The sequence below is a fragment of the Flavobacterium pectinovorum genome, assembly GCF_006438875.1.
Classification (GTDB): Bacteria; Bacteroidota; Bacteroidia; order Flavobacteriales; family Flavobacteriaceae; genus Flavobacterium; species Flavobacterium pectinovorum_A.
The window spans coordinates 81108-101328 of the sequence record NZ_RCZH01000007.1 but is presented as its reverse complement, the minus strand read 5'-3'; the positions used below and the strand labels follow the sequence as shown (position 1 = coordinate 101328).

Sequence of the window (20221 nt, the reverse complement as noted above, 5' to 3'; positions counted from 1 at the left end):
ACCGACTTATGAAAAATATACTATTTGTTTTCCTTTTGTTTACAACAGCTTTATTTGCGCAACAAAATGATAAAAAATGGATTAAAGTTACCTCCTATGAAAATGACGGTAAAATAAAATCCGCTAGCAAAATTGTTGATCAAATCTACAAGAAAGCTGTAGCACGAAAAGATGAAGTTCAAATGATAAAATGTTTTTTTTATCAATCTAAGTATCTTCAGGTAGTTGATGAAAATGCAAAAACTAAAATCTTAAGTAATCTTAAAACCGATATTAATAGGGTTTCAATACCGTCAAAAGCAATTTTGAATTTAGTGTATGCAAAATGTATAAATAATTATTCTAATTATGATGATGCTGTCACAGTTGTTGATAGTGCCCTTGCAGTTGTAGACGAAGCAGCATATGCCGTGGCAGACAGTGTTGAAGTTCCTTCATCTGAGGATTATCAGAGTCCATCAACAGAATTTACATCTGAAAAGGAAGTTATTGCTGTTATGGAAAAAACACTGGAAAACGAGTCAATTCTAAAAAACACTCCACTCTCAAATTATCAGGCTATCTTTGATTTTTTGTCTTTAGAAAAATTAAAAACGGAAAACTTATATGATTATTTACTCAAAGAAAATATCGATTTTTTTACCGAAAAAATAGAGCGTTGGCAAATTCAAAATAGTGAAATAGCAGTACATAAAAACGAACTTTTAGGAAATTCAGATGCATTTTTGAAACTTGATTTAAGTTTTATAAAAGATGAAAAACTTAGAAAAGTTATTGCTTTATATCAAAAGTTAGAATCAAGTAATCCTTCTTTAGAAAATCAATTTAACCGAGTTATATTCTGCAGTGATTTCATACCGGAACCTACGGATGATTTAACGCAGTTTTTAAATGAACTTCAACAACAGACGAACGACAAAATTCTTACTCAAAAAATCCTGCTAAAAAAGACTGAACTTTTACTTGCTCAAGCTTCAAAAGAATTTCATCCGGATTATAAAATTGAAGCTGTCAAAATGTATGACGATATAATAAAGATCAATGATAAAACGAATGAATCCCAAACCGCCTTACAGCAAAAACAAAACGTTATTGCTAAATCATTGGATATTCGACTTCAAAAATACAGTTATACCAAAGAGAATACCAGAGCTTTTATCAACTATAAAAATATTGATAACTTAAAAATATCATTCTACAAAATAGATCAAAAAACCCTAAAAAGATTTTCATACTCAGAAGGATACTACAATCAGGATAGTTTAACTGAGATAATTATAAAAAATAAAAGTGCAATTGCCTCTAAAGAGTACAAACTTCAAAACAAAAATGATTATTTTGAATATACAACAGAAGTTCTTCTTCCACAATTAGAAACAGGAAGTTATTTAGTTTATTTTGAAAGCGATTCCGGATTAAAAGACAAGAAAGCTTCTGCATTTGAAACTATGACAGTTTCAAACTTAAGCATTCTGGCATCTCAAGGAGATAGTAAAGAAAACTTTCAGGTTTTGGATCGAAAAACAGGAAAACCTCTGGAAAATGTGTCTATAAAATCGTCCTATTATATCCTTAAAACAGATACAAACGGCTTAGCATCCTATGTTGGAAGTAACAACCACTCTTACAATGATCATACTCAGTTTTCATTAGAGAATGATACGATTTTTCCACTTCAAAATTATATTCGATATACAGAGCGATACAATACAAACGAAAACAAGACTTTAAACGCCAAAGTCGAGTTTTATTTAGACAGGGCAATTTACCGTCCGGGGCAAACGGTTTACTACAAAGGAATTGCAATTCAAAAGCAAGAAAACAAAACAAGAATTGTTGCTAATACTTCTTTTAAAATTATGATTAAAGATGCTAACTATCAAAACTTTAAAGAATTTGAAGTTACTACAAATGAATTTGGCTCATTTTCAGGAGAATTCGTTTTGCCTAAAAGTGGCCTAACCGGCAATTTCAATATTTATGTATCAAGACCTGAAGATTTTGCAAAAGGAAACATTGATACAAAAAGCAACCAAAATGAACAATTCTGGAAAAATGTACAACTTGAAAGCGCAGGAATTAACTTTAGAGTTGAAGAATACAAACGTCCAAAATTCAAAGTAGATTTTGATCCTAAAAAAGAAAGTTTTCAGATAAATCAGTCTATTAAAGTAAACGGAATTGCAAAAGCATTTGCAGGAAGCAATATTTCTGATGCAAAAGTGACTTATACTGTAAATCGATTTATAAGCTATTTTAGAAATTATTACGGACAAGAACAAAACGAAGTTATGGCAACAGGTGAAACCAAAACAGATGCTTCGGGAAAATTTGTAATTGAATTTATAGCCGAACCTTCAAAAAATACAATAAAAGAACAATTACCTGTCTTTAACTACAGAATAACCGCGGATGTTACGGATATCAATGGAGAAACACACACCTCAGAAACCATCATAAAAGTAGGTTATCATGATTTGATTATCAATGCAAGTATTCCAAGTCGTATTGAAACTAAAAACAAAAATGAAATCATCCTTACAAGTACCAATTTAAACGGAGAATTTTTAGCAGCAAAAGGCGAAATTAAATTGTATTTCGTAAGCCCATTTTCTAATAAATTTAAAGAACAAGTTTGGCCAAAACCAGAAATCGAAACCATTTCGACAGCTGATTTTGAAAGATTATTTCCTTATGAAATCCGCGAAATTAAAACCGAAAAACCTAGCGAAACTTTATTATTCTCAAAGAAAATAGATACCGAAAAAGACAAAAAAATAGCACTTGATTTTATTTCAAATTATAAATCCGGAAATTATAAACTTGTTTTTTCCGCAAAGGACACTTTTAATAATCCTATAGAATCTGTTTCGACTTTTGAAATCAAACAAAGCAAAGACAAGTTTAATCCGAGTAAATTATTTACGGCTGAACAAATTAATACTGATCCAAAAAAAGATGGTTTTGTCGAAGTCAAACTTTCTTCAGTAATTCCAGATCTATATATCATTACAAACGGAAATTATGGCAATCAGTCTTATTTTGAAAACACCTATCATTTACAAAACAATGAACTAACAATCAAAATTCCGTTAAAAAATGAATTTGAAAATTCAATGCGTTTGGGTTTTCAAAGTATTTTTGAGAACGAAATTTTTGAAGATGAAATAAACGTTCCATTAAAAACAGAAGAATCTAAACTAGAATTCACTGTCGAGAGTTTTAGAAATAAAATCGAACCCGGAAGTACTGAAAAGTGGTCATTTAAACTAAAGTCAATCAATGCCAAAACTGAGGCAGAAGTGTTAGCATCTATGTATGACAGTTCTCTTGATCAGTTTACAATAAAAGATTGGAATCTTTTAAACATAAACAATTACCATTACAACTCCACCAATTTTAAATCTGGTTTAGGTTTTGAAAGAATAAATGCTTCTTTAGAAAACCTAGATGAAGATCTGTCTATAGATAAATTCTATAAAGAAGAAACAAAATTAAACTGGTTTGGTTTTGACTTTTACAATAGTAGATATGGTGATTCTCTTAATTACTCTATAACTGAAATTAAAGACAAAAAAGTAGGCATTGAAACTATCAAAGGAGATCCTGAAGCTGTTTTAACAGTTGATTCTCCTGTTGGTGCTGGACCTGCGGCCGTATTAGTTGAGGAAGACAATCAAGTTTATAACGCAATCTCTAGTGACACTTTAAAAAAGAAAAAAGCCTTATTATATATTAGTCGTTCGGAGAAATCTTCTTTCAAAATAAAAGGTAGTGTTTCAAATTCTTCTCAACTAATAAATCCTTTATACATTATAGATGGAGAAATTGCTACTGAAAATGATGTTAACAATCTAAATTCGGCAGACATTCTTGATATATCCGTCGTAAAAGATAAAGATGTACAAGCAAGTTACGGAAGCAAAGGTGCAAATGGCGTTATAATTATCACAACCAAAAAAGCTTTAGAAGCCTTAACACAAGTCAAAGCAAGAAAAAATCTTTCAGAAACTGCCTTCTTTTATCCTAATTTAAGAACGGATGCAAACGGAAAAGTAAGTTTCAACTTTACTTCTCCCGAAGCTTTAACTTCTTGGAAACTTCGTTTATTGGCGCATAATAAAGATGCTGTTTCCGGTCTTTTAGAGAAAAGTGTTGTGACTCAAAAAGAGTTAATGCTTTTACCAAATTTTCCGCGTTTCTTTAGAGAAAAAGATACGATTGTAATCTCGGCTAAAATTTCGAATATTACAGATAAACCCAAAACAGGAATTGCGATTCTACAGTTTTTTGATGCTGTAACAATGCAGCCAATTGATGCTAAAATGCTGAATGCAAAAAACATTAGAAACTTTACTGTAGGCGCTTTCGGAAACACAACGGCAAGTTGGACCATTTCAATTCCTGAAGGTTTGCAAGGCGTGCAATATAAAATTCTGGCTAAATCTGGTAATTTTTCTGATGGAGAAGAAAACATACTTCCGGTTTTGACAAACAATATGTTGGTTACAGAAAGTATTCCGGTTTGGGTTCGTGAAAATTCGACTAAAGAATATACGTTTACGAATTTAAAAAACAACAATTCGACGACTTTAAAAAATCATCAACTTACGTTTGAATATACTTCAAATCCTTCGTGGATTGCAATTCAATCCTTGCCGTATTTAATGGAATATGAACATGAATGTGCGGAACAAACTTTCGCTCGTTTTTATGCCAATGCTTTGGCTTCAGAAATCATTTCCAGTAATCCGAAGATTGCAACTGTTTTTGAAGATTGGAGAAAAAATGGAAAACTGAATTCGAAATTAGAAGAAAATGAAGAATTAAAATCAATTATTCTGGCAGAAACGCCTTGGTTAAATGACGCTCAAAGCGAAGATGAAAAGAAAAAGAATCTCGCACTTTTATTTGATTTAGAAAAAATGAAAACTTCGCAAGAAGCCACTTTCGAAAAATTAAAACAAAAGCAGAAACCATCAGGAGGATTTTCATGGTTTGACGGAAATGACGAAAGCGAATATATTACCAGACATATTCTGGCTGGTTTGGGTCATTTGTCTAAACTAAATAAAACAAAAGACAATGAGGATAAAATCGATGTAATTGCCAAAACCGGAATCCCATTTCTGGACAATAAATTCCTGGAATATTATAAAGGTCGAACAAAAAACTTAAAAACAACTGATAAAATAATCTGGATCAATCCTTATTCTGATTTGCACTATTTATATACCAGAAGTTTTTATTTAGATAAATATCCACTTTCAGATACGCTGAAAAAAGCAACCAAATTGTACTTGCAGACAGCCAAAAAAGATTGGTTAAATTATTCTATTTACGAAAAAGGATTAGCCGCTTTGACTTTAAATCGTTTTGGAGAAAGTGAAACTGCCAAGAAAATCATCGAAAGTCTAAAAGAAACGTCATCAAACAATGAAGATTGGGGAATGTACTGGATTGCCAACAAAGCAGGTTGGTATTGGTATCAGGCGCCAATAGAAACTCAGGCTTTATTAATTGAGGCTTTCGCCGAAGTAAATCACGATACCAAATCTGTAGATGCTATGAAAGTTTGGTTGCTAAAAAATAAACAGACTAAAAACTGGCCCACAACAAAAGCTACAACTGAAGCTATTTATGCTTTATTGATGCAAGGAAATGATTGGTTATCCGTAAAAGACAATACTGTTATTAAAATTGGAGACGAAAAAATCTTAACCGAAAAATTAGCCGAAAACGAAAAAGAAGCTGAAACCGGATATATCAAATTGAACTGGAAAGCGAATGAAGTGAAAAAAGAAATGGCTACTATAAAGATTCAAAACAAATCAAAAGTTCCGGGATTTGGCGGTGTTTATTGGCAGTATTTTGAAGATTTAGATAAAATCAAAACAAATTCGGGAGCAGTTTTATCCGTTTCTAAAGAATTATATTTGAAGAAGAATTCATTAAAAGGAGATCAATTGGAAAGAATTACAACTAAAAACCCTTTAAAAACGGGAGATTTAGTTACCGTAAGATTAATTATAAAATCCAAAGAAGATATGGAATTTGTTCACCTAAAAGACATGAGAGCTTCTTGTTTTGAACCAGTAAATACACTTTCAGAATATAAATACAAAGATCGTTTGGGATATTATATGAGCACAAAAGATGCCGCAACGCATTTCTTCTTTGATTCTATAAACAAAGGAACTTATGTATTAGAATATGAGATTCGCGTAAACAACAGTGGAGAATTCTCCAACGGAATTACCACAATTGAAAGTATGTATGCTCCCGAGTTTGCAAGTCACACTAAAGGAATTCGAGTAAAAGTAAATTAATAACGGTATGTAAAATTCACAAATAAACCATTATTTCGTTTCGTTTTGTCATTTCGACGCAAGGAGAAATCACACACGTAACTCGACAAAGATTGACAACATTTCTTTACGTCCCGAAGCTTCGGGATAGTGTGATTTCTCCTTGCGTCGAAATGACATACTTTGAGAATATCTTATTTTTTAAGCACAAAAAAACCCGACAGATTTAAAATCTGTCGGGTTTTGTTTTATAAATAAATTGAGATTATTTTATAATCGTCATTTCGTCAATAATATTTTTAGCTCCTGCGTATTTGTCAATAATCCAAAGTACATAACGAATATCTACGTTAATTGTTCTTTGCAATTTAGGATCAAAAATAACATCTCCAGCCATAGCTTCAATGTTTCCGTCAAAAGCAATTCCAATTAATTCCCCTTTTCCGTTAAGAACCGGAGAACCTGAATTCCCACCTGTAATATCATTATCCGTTAAGAAGTTTACTGGCATATATCCTGCTTTATCAGCATATTGACCAAAATCTTTTGCTTTGTTTAATTCTAATAAACGAGCTGGCAAATCAAATTCCTGATCACCTGCTTTATACTTTTTCACCATACTTTCCATGGTTGTATAATTGTTTATTTTAGCATCATTACGCGGGTCAGCAGGTAAAGCACGAACTTTTCCGTAAGTCAATCTCAAAGTAGAGTTTGCATCCGGATATTGAATTGCATTCAATTTTGATTCTCTCAAACCTTCAACTAATTCGCGGTAAGCAATTGCAAAACCATCATCAGCTTTTGCCTGATCATCTGTTTTAGCACGGTATTTTGTCAACAAATCATTAGAAATAATGTACAATGGATCGTGTACAATTGCCAATGGTTTTGGATCAGCCATAAATGCCAATACTTTATCTTTAGAAGTAAAATAACTTATCTCAGTTGCTTTTGCAACGTCAGCAGTAAAATCACCCTTATTCTCTGATTTCATTTTAGCAATTTGCGGAGCTAAACCATATTCAGCAGCTTTAGAAGCATAAAGATTTAATTGTGCCGTTAAAACATCTTTCTCAAGAGGAGCATAAAACTCACCATAAATGTTGTCGATCATTGTATTAATCTTAGGCAACATCTCCGCTTTTTTAGCATCATTTTCATTATAATATGCGATCAATGCATTTCCTAAATTTGCAGGTCCGGTTCCATAACTTGAAGTACGTAAAAGTTGTGATAAGTAATTATCATGAGTCGCTTTTAAGTTTGTTTCTCTGTAATAATCATTGATCGTTGGAATTACATTTTCGTACTTCTCTTTATTAGCAGGTTTAGTAGCCCATTCATAAAACTTATCTTCTTGTTCAGATTTAGCAGCAGCAGTTCCCGCTTTTGTTAAAGCATCGATCATACCTTGACGGTTTTTCCAGTAATTTGCTGTCGAAGCATATTTAGACGCATATTGCAAACGAACTGTTGCATCTTTATCCATATACTTTTTCATTACATCCATTCCGGTTTTTGCACCTTCAACCCAGGCAGGATAAGCAAACTTAACATTTTGCTCTATTCCCCCAGCGGGCATCCAACGGTTTGTTCTTCCCGGATATCCTAAGATCATAGCAAAATCGTTCTCTTTTACACCTTTAATACTTATTGGTAAATAATGTTTAGGCTGCAAAGGCACATTGTCTTTAGAATAAGCTGCAGGATTTCCGTCTTTATCAGCATAAACTCTAAACATAGAGAAATCTCCGGTTTGACGAGGCCACTCCCAGTTATCCGTATCTCCACCAAATTTACCAACACTTTCCGGTGGCGTTCCTACTAAACGAACGTCTGTATAATCTTGATAAACAAAATAGTAATATTCATTTCCCTGAAAGAAAGGACGAACAGACACAGTGTATTTTCCACCTTCATTGTTCTCTTTTTCAATTAAAGCAATTTCTTGCTGAATAACTTTATTTCTTTCTGTTTCTGTCATTTTATCATTGACTTTTGATAAAATTCTTTTAGAAACATCATCCATACGAACAAAGAAACGTACATATAAAGATTTTGGTTTCATTTCGGCACTTCTTTCTTTTGCCCAGAAACCATCTTTCAAATAATTTTGTTCAGCTGTCGAAAGTTCTGCAATTGCATTATATCCACAGTGGTGATTTGTCAAAACCAATCCGTTTTTAGAAACGATTTCAGCAGTACATCCTCCGTTAAACTGTACAACAGCATCTTTCAAACTATGATGATTAATACTATAAATTTCTTCGGCTGTTAATTGCAAGCCCATTTTTTCCATATCTCTATGGTTCAATCTTTCGATAAACATCAAAAACCACATTCCTTCATCAGCTTTTACAGGAAAAGCCATTAAGCACATGGTCAAGAATAAAACTATTTTTTTCATGTTATTTTGTTTAAGTCCTGCGAATATAACTCATTTTCGCAACAAAAAATAACTCAGATTATCAAAACCAAAAGATACAGAATGCTTTTTAAAACAATTTTACGAAATTCATAATTTCATAAAGAGAAGAATACAACCTCTTTTTCAAATTTTTGTTCTGCAAAACTCTTAAAAGTTAAAACAAAAATCGTTGAAATTAATTAATACCATAATTAAATTGTAAAAATATACTTTCAATAAATAAAAACTAAAATAAATTATTTCTTACAAATTTTAATTCCCTATGTTTGTGACCAATTATTTAATCAAAACAAAATGAAAAAATTATTATTAGCTGTTGCATTATTAATTGCAACAATTACAAATGCTCAAAAAGGTTCAATATTATTAGGCGGAAATGTTGGATTTGCGTCAGAAAAAATTGGTGACAATAAAATTGAAGGATTTGAATTTTCTCCAAAAGTAGGGTATCAGTTTACCAATCATTGGACAGCCGGAGTTGAGGGTTCAATTCAAAACTACAAAGAATCAGGCTCCGCAAGAGAAGAAGCATACAAAATTGGAGCTTTTGCACGTTACTCAACACCTCTTTCTGATTTATTCTCTTTCTATACCGATTTAGGAGTTGGTTATCAAGATACAACGCTTAATAATGCTAAAGGAATGTACGCAAACTTAACGCCGGCATTATTCATAAACATGAAAAAAGGTTTTGGTTTAAATTTCTCTATTGGAGGAGTATACTATGATAATCTTTCCGGAAAAGGAACTCCAAGAGAAGAACGTATAGGTTTCGACTTTGGAAAAAACTTCAATGTTGGGATCTCAAAAAATTTCGGACTTTAGTTTTCTAATTAAAACTCATCTGAAATAAATTTGTTTTTTTCGTTTGAAAACAAAAAACCCGACAAGTTAAATTGTCGGGTTTTTATATTTTTAAAATAGATAACTTAGTCGTTTAACATTTTCCAAAGTTTATCTTTTAAGTCAGTCAAACCTTGTTGAGCAACAGAAGAAATAAACATATACGGAATATCTTTGAAAGCAACATCAAGTTCTACTTTCAATTCGGCCTTAAGTTCATCATCCAGCATATCACATTTTGAGATTACCAAAAGACGTTCTTTATCTAACATTTCCGGATTGTATTTGGTTAATTCATTAACCAAAATATCATATTCGCCTTTAATATCCGGCGTATCAACAGGAACTAAAAACAGTAATGTTGAGTTACGCTCGATATGACGCAAAAAATAATGTCCTAAACCTTTACCTTCGGCAGCACCTTCAATAATTCCCGGAATATCAGCAATTACAAAAGATTGATAATCCCTGTAAGCGACAATTCCTAAGTTTGGTTTTAAAGTTGTAAAAGGATAATCGGCAATTTTGGGTTTTGCTGAAGTCAATACAGACAACAAAGTTGATTTTCCAGCATTTGGAAAACCTACTAATCCAACATCTGCCAAAACTTTAAGTTCCAAAATCACATCCATCTCTACTCCCGGTAAACCAGGTTGAGCGTATCTTGGCGTTTGATTCGTTGAACTTCTAAAATGCCAGTTTCCTAATCCACCTTTTCCACCTTTAGAAAGAATTCTTTTTTCACCGTCTTCGGTAATTTCGAATAAAGTTTCTCCAGTTTCTTTGTCTTTTACAACAGTTCCTAATGGAACTTCGATAAATTTATCGTCACCATCAGCACCAGTACTACGATCTCCTCCTCCATCTCCACCGTGACCAGCTTTAATATGACGAGCAAATTTTAAGTGAAACAATGTCCAAAGACCTTTATTTCCAACTAAATATACGTGTCCTCCACGACCACCATCACCTCCGTCCGGGCCTCCTTTTTCAATAAATTTCTCCCTATGTAAATGTGTAGATCCTTTTCCTCCCTTTCCGGAAGAAACATAAATCTTAACATAATCTACAAAATTTCCTTCTGTCATTGTTTTAAATTTCAGATTTTAGATTTTAGATTTTAGATTGCTCTAAATCATATTTCTAACTTCTATTGTTTTTAGTACTCAGCCTCAGTCACGTTGTTCAGTGCAAATTGCGACTAAATACTGCGACTGAAAACTATTTTTATGTTCAATCTCAATCTCAGTTTTCAGTGCAAACTGCGACTAAAAACTATTTTATTTTCTTTACTCTTTAAGTGTTTTCACCAACACTTTGTCAATCTTTACGCCATCCATATCGATGACTTCTAATACAAATTTCTGCCAGATTAATTTTTCACCTTCTTTCGGAATATGAGAAAGCTCCGTCATAATCATTCCGCTTACGGTATTAACTTCGTAATCATTTGTCAATTCGTCTAACTCAAAATAAGTTAGGAAATCGTGTAAGGAATAATGTCCGTCAACCAACCATGAACCGTCTTCTCGTTCGATTAATTGGAATTCATCTTTATAAAAATCAGATGCATCACCAACTAAAGCTTCCAAAATATCGTTTAAGGTAATAATACCTTGAAAAACACCATATTCATCTGAAACTAAAGCGTAATGTACGCCTGTTTTTTTGAAATTTTCTAATGCTTTGTAAGCTGTTGTTTGCTCCATTAAATATGGAGGATCTGTCATTATTGCGCCCAAATCGAAATGATCACTTTCGATGTTGGCAAATATATTTTTTAAAGTTACGATTCCAACAATGTCATCGTAATTATCTCTGTAAACCGGATAAACAGTATGCAAATCCTGAAGAACAAGTTCTTTTATTTTTGCTTTGTCAGCAGTAAAAGGCAACATGTCTACTGATTTACGGTGCGTCATTAATGAATTTACTTTTCTGTCACCAATATGAAAAACACGTTCTACGATATCTTGTTCAATTTCCTGAACTTCTCCGCCTTCGGTTCCTTCTTTAATGATGGCTTTAATTTCTTCTTCCGTTACTTTTCCGTCAGCTGAAGGTTTTATTTGTAAAACATTCAATAAAAAATCAGTCGAAGTTGTAAGTAACCAAATGAATGGTGCAGTAATAATCGAAACAATTTTCATTGGTAATGCTACCATTTTTGCAATCGATTCAGGATAATTCAAACCAATTCTTTTTGGCAATAACTCTCCTAAAACTAATGAGAAAAAGGTCAATACAACTACAACAATTCCAACCGCAACTGAATGTGCGTATGGTTTTAAAACGGCAAATCCGCTAACAAATGTTTCTACATCTATCGTGATTTTATCACCACTATAAATACCTGTCAAAATTCCGATTAAGGTAATTCCGATTTGTACTGTAGATAAAAACTTATTTGGCGAATTGGCTAAATCGAGCGCAATTTTGGCACTTTTATTTCCTTTTTTTGCAGCGGTTTCCAATCTGTTTTTTCTTGCCGAAATAAGTGCAATTTCGGACATAGAGAAAACGCCGTTTAATAGTATTAGAAAAAATATTATTAGTATTTCCAATTTGTGGATTATTCGTTATTTAATAGTTCGTTAATGTAATTTGCAATTCCAATATTTCATAGCCCAGATGGAAGTGAAAAGCCCGGAGCTAAAAAAACTAATTTTTCTTGCCGGAAAACAGTCGACTCCTGAAGCATCGGGATAAGCTCGTTTTCTAGTTAGAAAAATAGTTTTTTTAGCGTCCCGATATAGCTATCGGGATTTCACGTACAGCTGGAATAGCTTCTACAAATTATCTATAACTGACGTTAATCGTTGTGTAATTTCTTCGATAGTTCCGATACCGTTTACGGCGTGAAACTTATTTTGTTCTTTATAATATCCAATTAGTGGAGCTGTTTTTTCGTTGTATTCCTGATATCTCACACGAATTTTTTCTTCGTCCTGATCATCAACTCTTCCACTTGTTTTTCCTCTTTCTAATAAACGTGCTACCAGAATTTCGTCATCAGCCTCTAATGCAATTGTTGCCGTAACGCTTGACCCAATTGTTGGTAAAAACTTATCTAAAGCTTCTGCCTGATCTAAAGTTCTTGGATAACCGTCAAATAAAAAACCAGCGGTATCAGGATGTTTGTTTACTTCGTCAATTAACATTGCTGTAGTAACTTCGCAAGGAACCAATTCTCCATTGTCCATAAAAACTCTTGCTTTTTTACCTAAATCTGTGTCATTTTTTAAATTGAAACGAAAGATATCTCCTGTTGAAAGGTGTGTCAAATTGTATTTTTCTTTTAAAAATTCAGCCTGAGTTCCTTTTCCTGCTCCTGGTTTTCCAAATAAAACAATGTTAATCATAATATGAGTGAGTGTTGTTACTTCTGTTTTTTATAAGAAGTTTTAAATGAATATATAGTTGTGTGTGTTTTTAATTATTCCGCCAATTTATAGACCTCAGGCAGATTTCGTCCTAAACCATCGTAGTCTAATCCGTAGCCAACGATGAATTTATTTGGAATTCTGATTCCGATATAATCTATTTTAATGTCTTTTTTATAAGCTTCCGGTTTAAAAAACAATGTTGCAATTTTAAAATGTTTTACGTTTTGTTGTTTAAACAAATGCTTTAATTCTTCGATCGTATTTCCGGTATCAATAATGTCTTCGATAATTATAACGGTTCTTCCGGATAAATCCTGATTGATACCAATTAATTCTTTTACAGTATTGGTAGTTTCCGTTCCTTCATAAGATGACATTTTGATAAATGAAACCTCACAAGGGCTTTTGTATTTCTTTAAAAAATCGGCAACAACCATAAATGCACCGTTCAAAACGCCAATAAAAATTGGGGTATCATCTCCAAAATCATCTTCTACTTGTGCTACTATTTTGGTCAAAGCAAAATCAATTTCTTTGGCCGAAATAAACGGAACAAATTGTTTATCGTGAAGTTGTATCATTATTTTTTGTGTTTAAAATAATGCGCAAAGATACAGAATTACAACCAAACTGTAAGTATCAAAATAGGTCACGAACATATTTTTTTAAGATTGTTAAATATCACTAAAGATTTACATTTTTTTTCTTTGAAATATTCAATATTTCACTAAATTGTTATCCTTTAAACTTTTAACCTCAAACTACTATGAAAACCGTTCCAAAAATATTATCAATATCCTTTTTAGCTATACTTACAGCTTGCAATGGACAATCGAAAGCAGAGAAAGAAATTATATCCAAAGAACCTTCGGTAGTTGTAAAAACTGCGATTGGCGATCTTACTTTGCCTCCACCGTATGCTACCGAATCTAAAACAAAGAACAGTAAAGTTCTTGGCTGGCCGGAAGGCAAAACACCAAAAGCACCAGAAGGATTTACTGTGACAAAATTTGCTGATGGTTTTGATAATCCGCGTTGGAGTTATATAGGTCCGAATAATGATATTTTTGTTGTGGAAAGCGGAACTAAAACAAGTAAAAATCAAATTATAGTTCTTCGTGATACAGATAAAGACGGAAAATTTGAAACTCGTGAAGTTTTCTTAAAAGGTCTGAACAGGCCTTTTGGAATGTTAATTCTAAAAGACTTTTTTTACGTAGCCAATACCGACGGTTTATATCGTTATCCTTATAAAAATGCGCCTCTCAAATTAGAAACAAAAGGTGTCAAAATTGTAGAACTTCCTGCCGGAGGATACAACAATCACTGGACTAGAAATATAATTTCGAATCCTCAGGAAACAAAAATTTATATCGCAGTTGGTTCCGGAAGTAATGTGGGAGAAAACGGAATGGATAAAGAAGTGCGTCGTGCAGCAATTTTAGAAATTAATCCTGATGGAACTGGCGAAAAAACTTATGCTGAAGGACTTAGAAATCCAATGGGAATGGATTGGAACCCTGTTAATAAGGAATTATGGACGGCTGTTAATGAGCGTGATGAATTGGGCGACGACTTAGTTCCGGATTATATTACGAGCGTAAAACTGGGTGGTTTTTATGGATGGCCTTATTCTTATTACGGAAATAACCTTGACCCAAGAATGAAAGGTGAACGTAAAGATCTTGCCGCCAAAGCGATTGTTCCTGACGTTCCGGTTGGTTGTCATACTGCCTCTTTGGGATTGGCTTTTTATAATAAAAATGCTTTTCCTGCAAAATATAAAAATGGAGCTTTCGTAGGTCAACACGGTTCTTGGAATCGCTCCGTAATATCGGGTTATAAAGTTCTTTTTGTTCCGTTTGCAAATGGAAAACCTTCCGGAAAACCTGAAGATTTTTTAACTGGTTTTATAGCCAACGCAGATACTGCTGAAGTTTATGGACGTCCGGTCGCGGTAACTGTTATGAAAGACGGATCTCTTCTTGTAAATGATGATAGCGGAAATACAATTTGGAAGGTTACTGCTAATAAATAAAATTAAATTCCAATATTTAATCCCGAAGCTTCGGGACCAAATTCCAATTATACACTTTACACGCTGAGAATTTCAACACATAGAAACATAGTTACTTGACATCATAAAAGGCGTTTTACTTATTTAAACACACATAGCTATGTGACTTGATGTAAAGTGAAACGCCTTTTTTTGAACTATCAAAATCTATGTTTCTATGTGTTAATATTCTACGTAAAAACCTTCAACTCTGTTTTTATGATTCTAAAAAAATATTGCTTTCTTGTTTTTATCGCTTTTGTTTTCCAAAATACTTTTGCACAAGAACAGAAAAGTAAATCTATTGATTCTCTTCAAACAGAAAAATTAGAAGAAGTTGTTATTAGTTCGCTTCATATTAATGATAGTTTACAAAATGCGCCTGCTTCAATAGGAATTTTATCAAAAAAAGACCTTCTGCAAAATAATGCTACAGATATTAGCACCGTAATCAACACGATTCCGGGAGTATTTATGCAATCTTCGAATTTCACCACAACCCGAATTTCGATTCGCGGTATTGGTGCAAGAACAACTTACGGAACTAATAAAATAAGAGCATTTTACGGAAGTATTCCGCTGACTTCAGGAAATAGCGAAACTGTTATTGATGATATTGATCTCGAAAACATTGGTCAGATCGAAGTTATAAAAGGTCCGCTTTCCAGTATTTATGGTGCCGGTTTGGGCGGTGCTATTTTGATTTCACCTCAGCTTTCCAAAACAAAAGGAGAAAATGCAAACATAAGCAGCGTTTTTGGTTCATTTGGATTATTGAAAAACAGCCTGAATTATAGTCTGACAGAAAAAGAATCAAGTTTAAGCATCAGTTATCACAAACTAAAAACCGACGGATGGCGCGAGAACAGTTCTTATAATCGGGAAGGAATAACACTTGCAGGAGAATTATTCAAGAAGCAAAATAGCAAGCTTACTTATTTTTCGAATTATACTTATTTGAAAGCTTATATTCCGAGTTCGATCAGTAAAGAAGTTTATGATACGAACCCGCAATTGGGTGCACCAACGTGGGTTGCGTCAAAAGGATTTAAGGAATACAAATCGACTTTGGTGGGATTGGCTTATGACTTTAAAATCCACGACAATCTAAGCAATTCAACTTCGGTTTTTATTAATTATAAAGACAGTAACGAACCAAGACCTTTTGATATTTTGCGTCAATATACGTTTGGTACCGGAGCAAGAACGCAATTTTCAGGTAAGTTTAAAATCGGTAAAATTGAAAACCAGTTTATTGCCGGAATTGAATATTTTACAGACAATTATAACGGAAATACTTTTGAAAATTTATACAAAACCAACAATGGTCAAGGAAGTTTACAAGGAAAAGAACTGACAGAAACAGATCAGAAAAGGCATTTTTATAATATCTTTTCGCAAATAAGAACTTTGCTTTCTGAAAAATTTGAGTTTCAAGCAGGATTAAACTATAATGAAACTCATTTTGAGCTCACAAACTTTCTTCCTCAAAAAACGGCAACGGAAAAATACAGTTATGACGGAATCCTTTCGCCACAATTGTCTTTTCTTTTTAAACCAAATCAGGAACAAACTCTTTACTTCTCTGCAAGCCGAGGATTTTCATTGCCCGCTACAGAAGAAACGCTCACAAGTACGGGAAACATAAATCCGGATATAAAACCTGAAAGCGGTTATAATTTTGAAGTTGGTGGAAAATTCTACCTTTTCGGCAAAAACCTCTATACTGAATTTGCCGTTTATCGAATGGAAATAAAAGATTTACTGGTTGCAAAACGAATTGGCGACGATCAATATGAAGGTATAAATGCAGGCAAAACATTTCATGAAGGAATTGAAATTTCAGCAAAACACAATTGGTCCATTAATCGATTTTTCTCTTTAAACTCTTATATCGGTGCTTCTTTAGGGAAATATGAATTTAAAGATTTTGTCGATAACGGAAATGATTACTCGGGAAATAAATTAACCGGAGTTGCCGCCAATAAAGTAAATGCCGGAATAACGCTGAACACTAACTTAGGTATTTATTTTTCTTCCGATTTTCAGTTTGTGGACAAAATACCTTTAAATGATGCCAATTCCGTTTATTCTGATTCTTATATGATTCTAAATTTAAAGACGGGTTATCGTTTTGAGATTCTTCCTAATCTAAATGCACAATTGGCTTTTGGCATAAATAATCTTACTGATGAAAAATATGCTTCCTTAATTTTACCAAATGCAGTTGCAGTCGGGAGCTCAACGCCAAGATATTATTATCCTGGTCTTCCTATAAATTATTACGGAAGTGTTTCGATAAATTACTTATTTTAGATGTGTATTAAACTCACAAAAATGTCTTCGGAATTACAATCAAAACTTGATTACCTAAAAGCTTATAGAGAAAACCGTCTTAATGTCGCACAAGATGTTTTAGAAAATCCTTCTTTATTTAAGGAATTGGTTTCGATTTGTTTTTCTCCATCAGACAAGAACAATCATAAAGCTTGTTGGATTCTGGAGTTTGTATCTTACGAAGAATTGATTTGGCTGCAACCTCATCTTGATTTTTTCTGCTCAAATTTGAAGATTTTGAAAGATGAAAGTTCCATTCGCCCTATTGCAAAAATTGTTCAGCTTTTAGTAAAAGCACATTATAAGAAAGGTGAAAACAGTATCTTACTTTCTGAAGAAAATCTGCAGGATTGCATCGAGGCTTCTTTTGACTGGCTTATAAATGACGTAAAAGTTGCCACAAAAGCCTATTCGATAAGAACTTTATATCTTTTAGGAAACCACTACGATTGGATTCATCCCGAATTACAAATTATTTTAAATAAAGATTACGCAGATCATTCGGCAGCGTATAAAGCAGTTGCGAGAGAAGTTTTGAAGAAAATAGAAAAGTAATCTTGCCACAAATTTACACGTATAGCTTTGTGAACTTATTGCTGAATTTTAGCCAAAAACTCCAATCAAGCTTTGCGAACTTTGCGAAAAGACTTTGCGGCCTCTGCGGTTAATTTTTTTAGCCACAGATTTAAAAAAAGTTCGCCACGAATTCCACAAATTTTCACTAATTGTATTGTGTTTAAAATTGAAATTGGAAAAAAATCATGAAATTCACGAAATTCATGGCAAAAAAAAGATTAAAAAGTATCTTTGCAAAAACACAACTACAATGAATTATTTTTCTTCTGATTTTAAATTAGGAATATTAGGTGGCGGACAATTGGGCAAAATGCTTTTATTCGACACCAGAAAATTTGATATACAAACTTATGTTTTAGATCCGAGTGATGAAGCTCCGAGTAAAATTGCCTGTAATAAATTCTTTCAGGGTGATTTAATGGATTATGAAACGGTTTATAATTTTGGAAAACAAGTTGATGTTCTGACTTTTGAAATCGAATTGGTTAATCTTGAAGCGCTAACCCAATTAGAAAAAGAAGGTTTAAAAATATATCCTTCTCCAAAAACCTTAAAAGGAATTCAGAATAAAGGAATCCAAAAACAATTTTACGCAGATAATAATATCCCGACTGCACCATTTGAAAGATTTGAAAATTTAGAAAGTTTAAAATCTAAAATCAGCGATCTCAAATTACCTTTTGTATGGAAATGCACTGAATTTGGTTACGACGGAAATGGTGTAAAAGTAATTCGTCAGGCTTCTGATCTGGATGCTTTACCAAATGTAGAATGTATTGCAGAAACAATGATTCCGTTCAAAAATGAATTGGCAGTTATTGTTTGCAGAAATCCATCTGGAGAAATTAAAACGTATCCGGTTGTAGAAATGGAATTTCATCCTGAAGCCAATCAGGTAGAATATGTAATTTGTCCTGCCAGAATTGATGATAAAGTTGCCGAAAAAGCCAGAGCAATTGCTTTGAATGTTTCGGAGAAATTTAATCACGTTGGACTTTTAGCAGTTGAAATGTTCCAAACCAATGACGATGAAATTTTGGTAAATGAAGTTGCTCCCCGCCCACACAATTCGGGTCATTATTCTATCGAAGCAAGTTATACTTCACAATTCGAAAATCATTTGCGCGCGATTCTAGATCTTCCGTTAGGAAATACAGATAGTAAAGTTGCCGGAATTATGGTAAATTTAGTTGGTGCCGAAGGTTTTTCCGGAGATGTTGTTTATGAAAATATCGAAACTATTTTAGGTTGGAATGGCGTTACACCACATATTTATGGTAAAAAACAAACACGTCCTTTCAGAAAAATGGGTCACGTTACAATCGTAAATGAAGATATGGCAGAAGCAAGAAGAATTGCAGAGCAGGTTAAGAATACTATTAAAGTAATAAGTATATAGTTTTCAGTCGCAGTTTACAGTCACAGCGGAAACCTGAAACTTAAAAAAAACAAGAAACCAGTTTTTAATCTTGATTTAATCAATATAATTAAAATGGAATTTATAGAATTAGTAAGCAATCTTTTAAATTTATCTGACCCATCAAATCTGTTTAAAATTCATTTTGAAAGATTTACTGATAAAAATGAATATTTAGGTGAGCGAATAAAAAGCTTCCTTTCATTTACAATATTGACATTGTTTTCTATTGCATCCATTTTAGTAATTACATTTTTGATTTATAAATTATTAAAACGTCTTTAAACAAAATAACTTTTCAGTCACAGCGAAAACCTGAAACTTGAAACAAAATAAACAAAAAACATGAGCAAAGTAGCCATTATAATGGGAAGTATCTCAGACATGCCAGTCATGCAGGATGCCATCGACATACTAAAACAATTTAATATCGAAACCGAAGTAGATATCGTTTCGGCACACAGAACGCCTGAGAAATTATTCGATTTCAGTAAAAATGCACATACTCGCGGAATCTCGGTAATTATTGCCGGAGCCGGAGGAGCTGCACATTTACCGGGAATGGTTGCTTCGATGTCACCGCTTCCTGTAATTGGGGTTCCTGTAAAATCAAGCAATTCTATTGACGGTTGGGATTCGGTTTTGTCGATTCTACAAATGCCAGGCGGAGTTCCGGTTGCAACTGTAGCTTTAAACGGAGCAAAAAATGCTGGAATCCTTGCAGCGCAAATCATCGGAAGTCATGATAAAAAAGTGCTTGATACGATTATTGCTTATAAAGAAGAATTGAAAGCAGCGGTTAATAAAGCAGCTGAAGGATTGAAATAGTTTTCAGTTTTGAGTCGCAGTTTTCAGTATAAACTGCGA

At 33.1% G+C, this 20221-nt stretch carries 12 protein-coding genes; 7 read left to right on the top strand and 5 right to left on the bottom strand.

Translation table 11 applies throughout. The features are described from left to right. The first annotated feature begins 8 nt into the window (after positions 1-8). On the top strand, positions 9-6329 hold the full coding sequence (locus EAH81_RS11755; protein WP_140507212.1) for an alpha-2-macroglobulin family protein: 6321 nt from the start codon (positions 9-11) through the stop codon (positions 6327-6329). 244 nt (positions 6330-6573) lie between these two features. Here EAH81_RS11755 and EAH81_RS11750 read toward each other — a convergent pair whose 3' ends face one another. After that, positions 6574-8718 carry a S46 family peptidase gene (locus EAH81_RS11750; protein ID WP_140507209.1) on the bottom strand — a complete coding sequence of 715 codons (2145 nt, stop codon included), beginning with the start codon at positions 8716-8718 and terminating at the stop codon, positions 6574-6576. Between the two features lie 315 nt (positions 8719-9033). Between EAH81_RS11750 and EAH81_RS11745 the strand changes: the two genes are divergently transcribed. Continuing rightward, the gene (locus tag EAH81_RS11745; protein WP_140507207.1) at positions 9034-9564 is read left to right on the top strand and encodes an outer membrane beta-barrel protein; all 531 of its coding nucleotides are present in this window, start codon (positions 9034-9036) and stop codon (positions 9562-9564) included. A 104-nt stretch (positions 9565-9668) separates the two neighbouring features. Here the strand turns inward: EAH81_RS11745 and obgE are convergent, their stop codons facing one another. From obgE to hpt, 4 genes are all read right to left on the bottom strand, one after another. Then, positions 9669-10670: a GTPase ObgE gene (gene obgE, locus EAH81_RS11740; protein ID WP_140507205.1), complete on the bottom strand. Its 1002-nt coding sequence runs from the start codon at positions 10668-10670 to the stop codon at positions 9669-9671. A 201-nt stretch (positions 10671-10871) separates the two neighbouring features. Further along, entirely contained in the window at positions 10872-12146 is a 1275-nt protein-coding gene (locus tag EAH81_RS11735; protein WP_140507203.1) for a hemolysin family protein, read from the bottom strand. A gap of 225 nt (positions 12147-12371) precedes the next feature. Continuing rightward, the gene (locus EAH81_RS11730) at positions 12372-12944 is read right to left on the bottom strand and encodes an adenylate kinase (RefSeq protein ID WP_140507201.1); all 573 of its coding nucleotides are present in this window, start codon (positions 12942-12944) and stop codon (positions 12372-12374) included. A gap of 74 nt (positions 12945-13018) precedes the next feature. Next, a complete protein-coding gene (hpt, locus tag EAH81_RS11725) occupies positions 13019-13549 on the bottom strand; it encodes a hypoxanthine phosphoribosyltransferase (RefSeq protein ID WP_140507199.1) in 531 nt (176 codons plus the stop codon). A gap of 185 nt (positions 13550-13734) precedes the next feature. On the opposite strand from hpt, the gene EAH81_RS11720 reads away from it, so the two are divergent. From EAH81_RS11720 to purE, 5 genes are all read left to right on the top strand, one after another. Then, positions 13735-15006: a PQQ-dependent sugar dehydrogenase gene (locus EAH81_RS11720; protein ID WP_140507197.1), complete on the top strand. Its 1272-nt coding sequence runs from the start codon at positions 13735-13737 to the stop codon at positions 15004-15006. 237 nt (positions 15007-15243) lie between these two features. Beyond that, positions 15244-17340 (top strand): TonB-dependent receptor, encoded by a 2097-nt coding sequence (locus tag EAH81_RS11715; RefSeq protein ID WP_140507195.1) that lies wholly within the window; start codon positions 15244-15246, stop codon positions 17338-17340. A 21-nt stretch (positions 17341-17361) separates the two neighbouring features. Further along, positions 17362-17916: a hypothetical protein gene (locus tag EAH81_RS11710; protein WP_140507193.1), complete on the top strand. Its 555-nt coding sequence runs from the start codon at positions 17362-17364 to the stop codon at positions 17914-17916. Between the two features lie 271 nt (positions 17917-18187). Further along, complete coding sequence (locus EAH81_RS11705) at positions 18188-19336, top strand: 5-(carboxyamino)imidazole ribonucleotide synthase (protein ID WP_140507190.1); 1149 nt, start codon at positions 18188-18190, stop codon at positions 19334-19336. 363 nt (positions 19337-19699) lie between these two features. Continuing rightward, entirely contained in the window at positions 19700-20182 is a 483-nt protein-coding gene (purE, locus tag EAH81_RS11700) for a 5-(carboxyamino)imidazole ribonucleotide mutase (protein WP_041516353.1), read from the top strand. Positions 20183-20221 lie beyond the last annotated feature (39 nt).

Coding starts and splice junctions, on each gene's coding strand:
- EAH81_RS11750 (WP_140507209.1), bottom strand. CDS start 8,718: ATGAAAAAAATAGTTTTATTCTTGACCATGTGCTTAATGGCTTTTCCT.
- EAH81_RS11710 (WP_140507193.1), top strand. CDS start 17,362: ATGTCTTCGGAATTACAATCAAAACTTGATTACCTAAAAGCTTATAGA.
- obgE (WP_140507205.1), bottom strand. CDS start 10,670: ATGACAGAAGGAAATTTTGTAGATTATGTTAAGATTTATGTTTCTTCC.
- EAH81_RS11730 (WP_140507201.1), bottom strand. CDS start 12,944: ATGATTAACATTGTTTTATTTGGAAAACCAGGAGCAGGAAAAGGAACT.
- hpt (WP_140507199.1), bottom strand. CDS start 13,549: ATGATACAACTTCACGATAAACAATTTGTTCCGTTTATTTCGGCCAAA.
- EAH81_RS11755 (WP_140507212.1), top strand. CDS start 9: ATGAAAAATATACTATTTGTTTTCCTTTTGTTTACAACAGCTTTATTT.
- purE (WP_041516353.1), top strand. CDS start 19,700: ATGAGCAAAGTAGCCATTATAATGGGAAGTATCTCAGACATGCCAGTC.
- EAH81_RS11705 (WP_140507190.1), top strand. CDS start 18,188: ATGAATTATTTTTCTTCTGATTTTAAATTAGGAATATTAGGTGGCGGA.
- EAH81_RS11715 (WP_140507195.1), top strand. CDS start 15,244: ATGATTCTAAAAAAATATTGCTTTCTTGTTTTTATCGCTTTTGTTTTC.
- EAH81_RS11745 (WP_140507207.1), top strand. CDS start 9,034: ATGAAAAAATTATTATTAGCTGTTGCATTATTAATTGCAACAATTACA.
- EAH81_RS11720 (WP_140507197.1), top strand. CDS start 13,735: ATGAAAACCGTTCCAAAAATATTATCAATATCCTTTTTAGCTATACTT.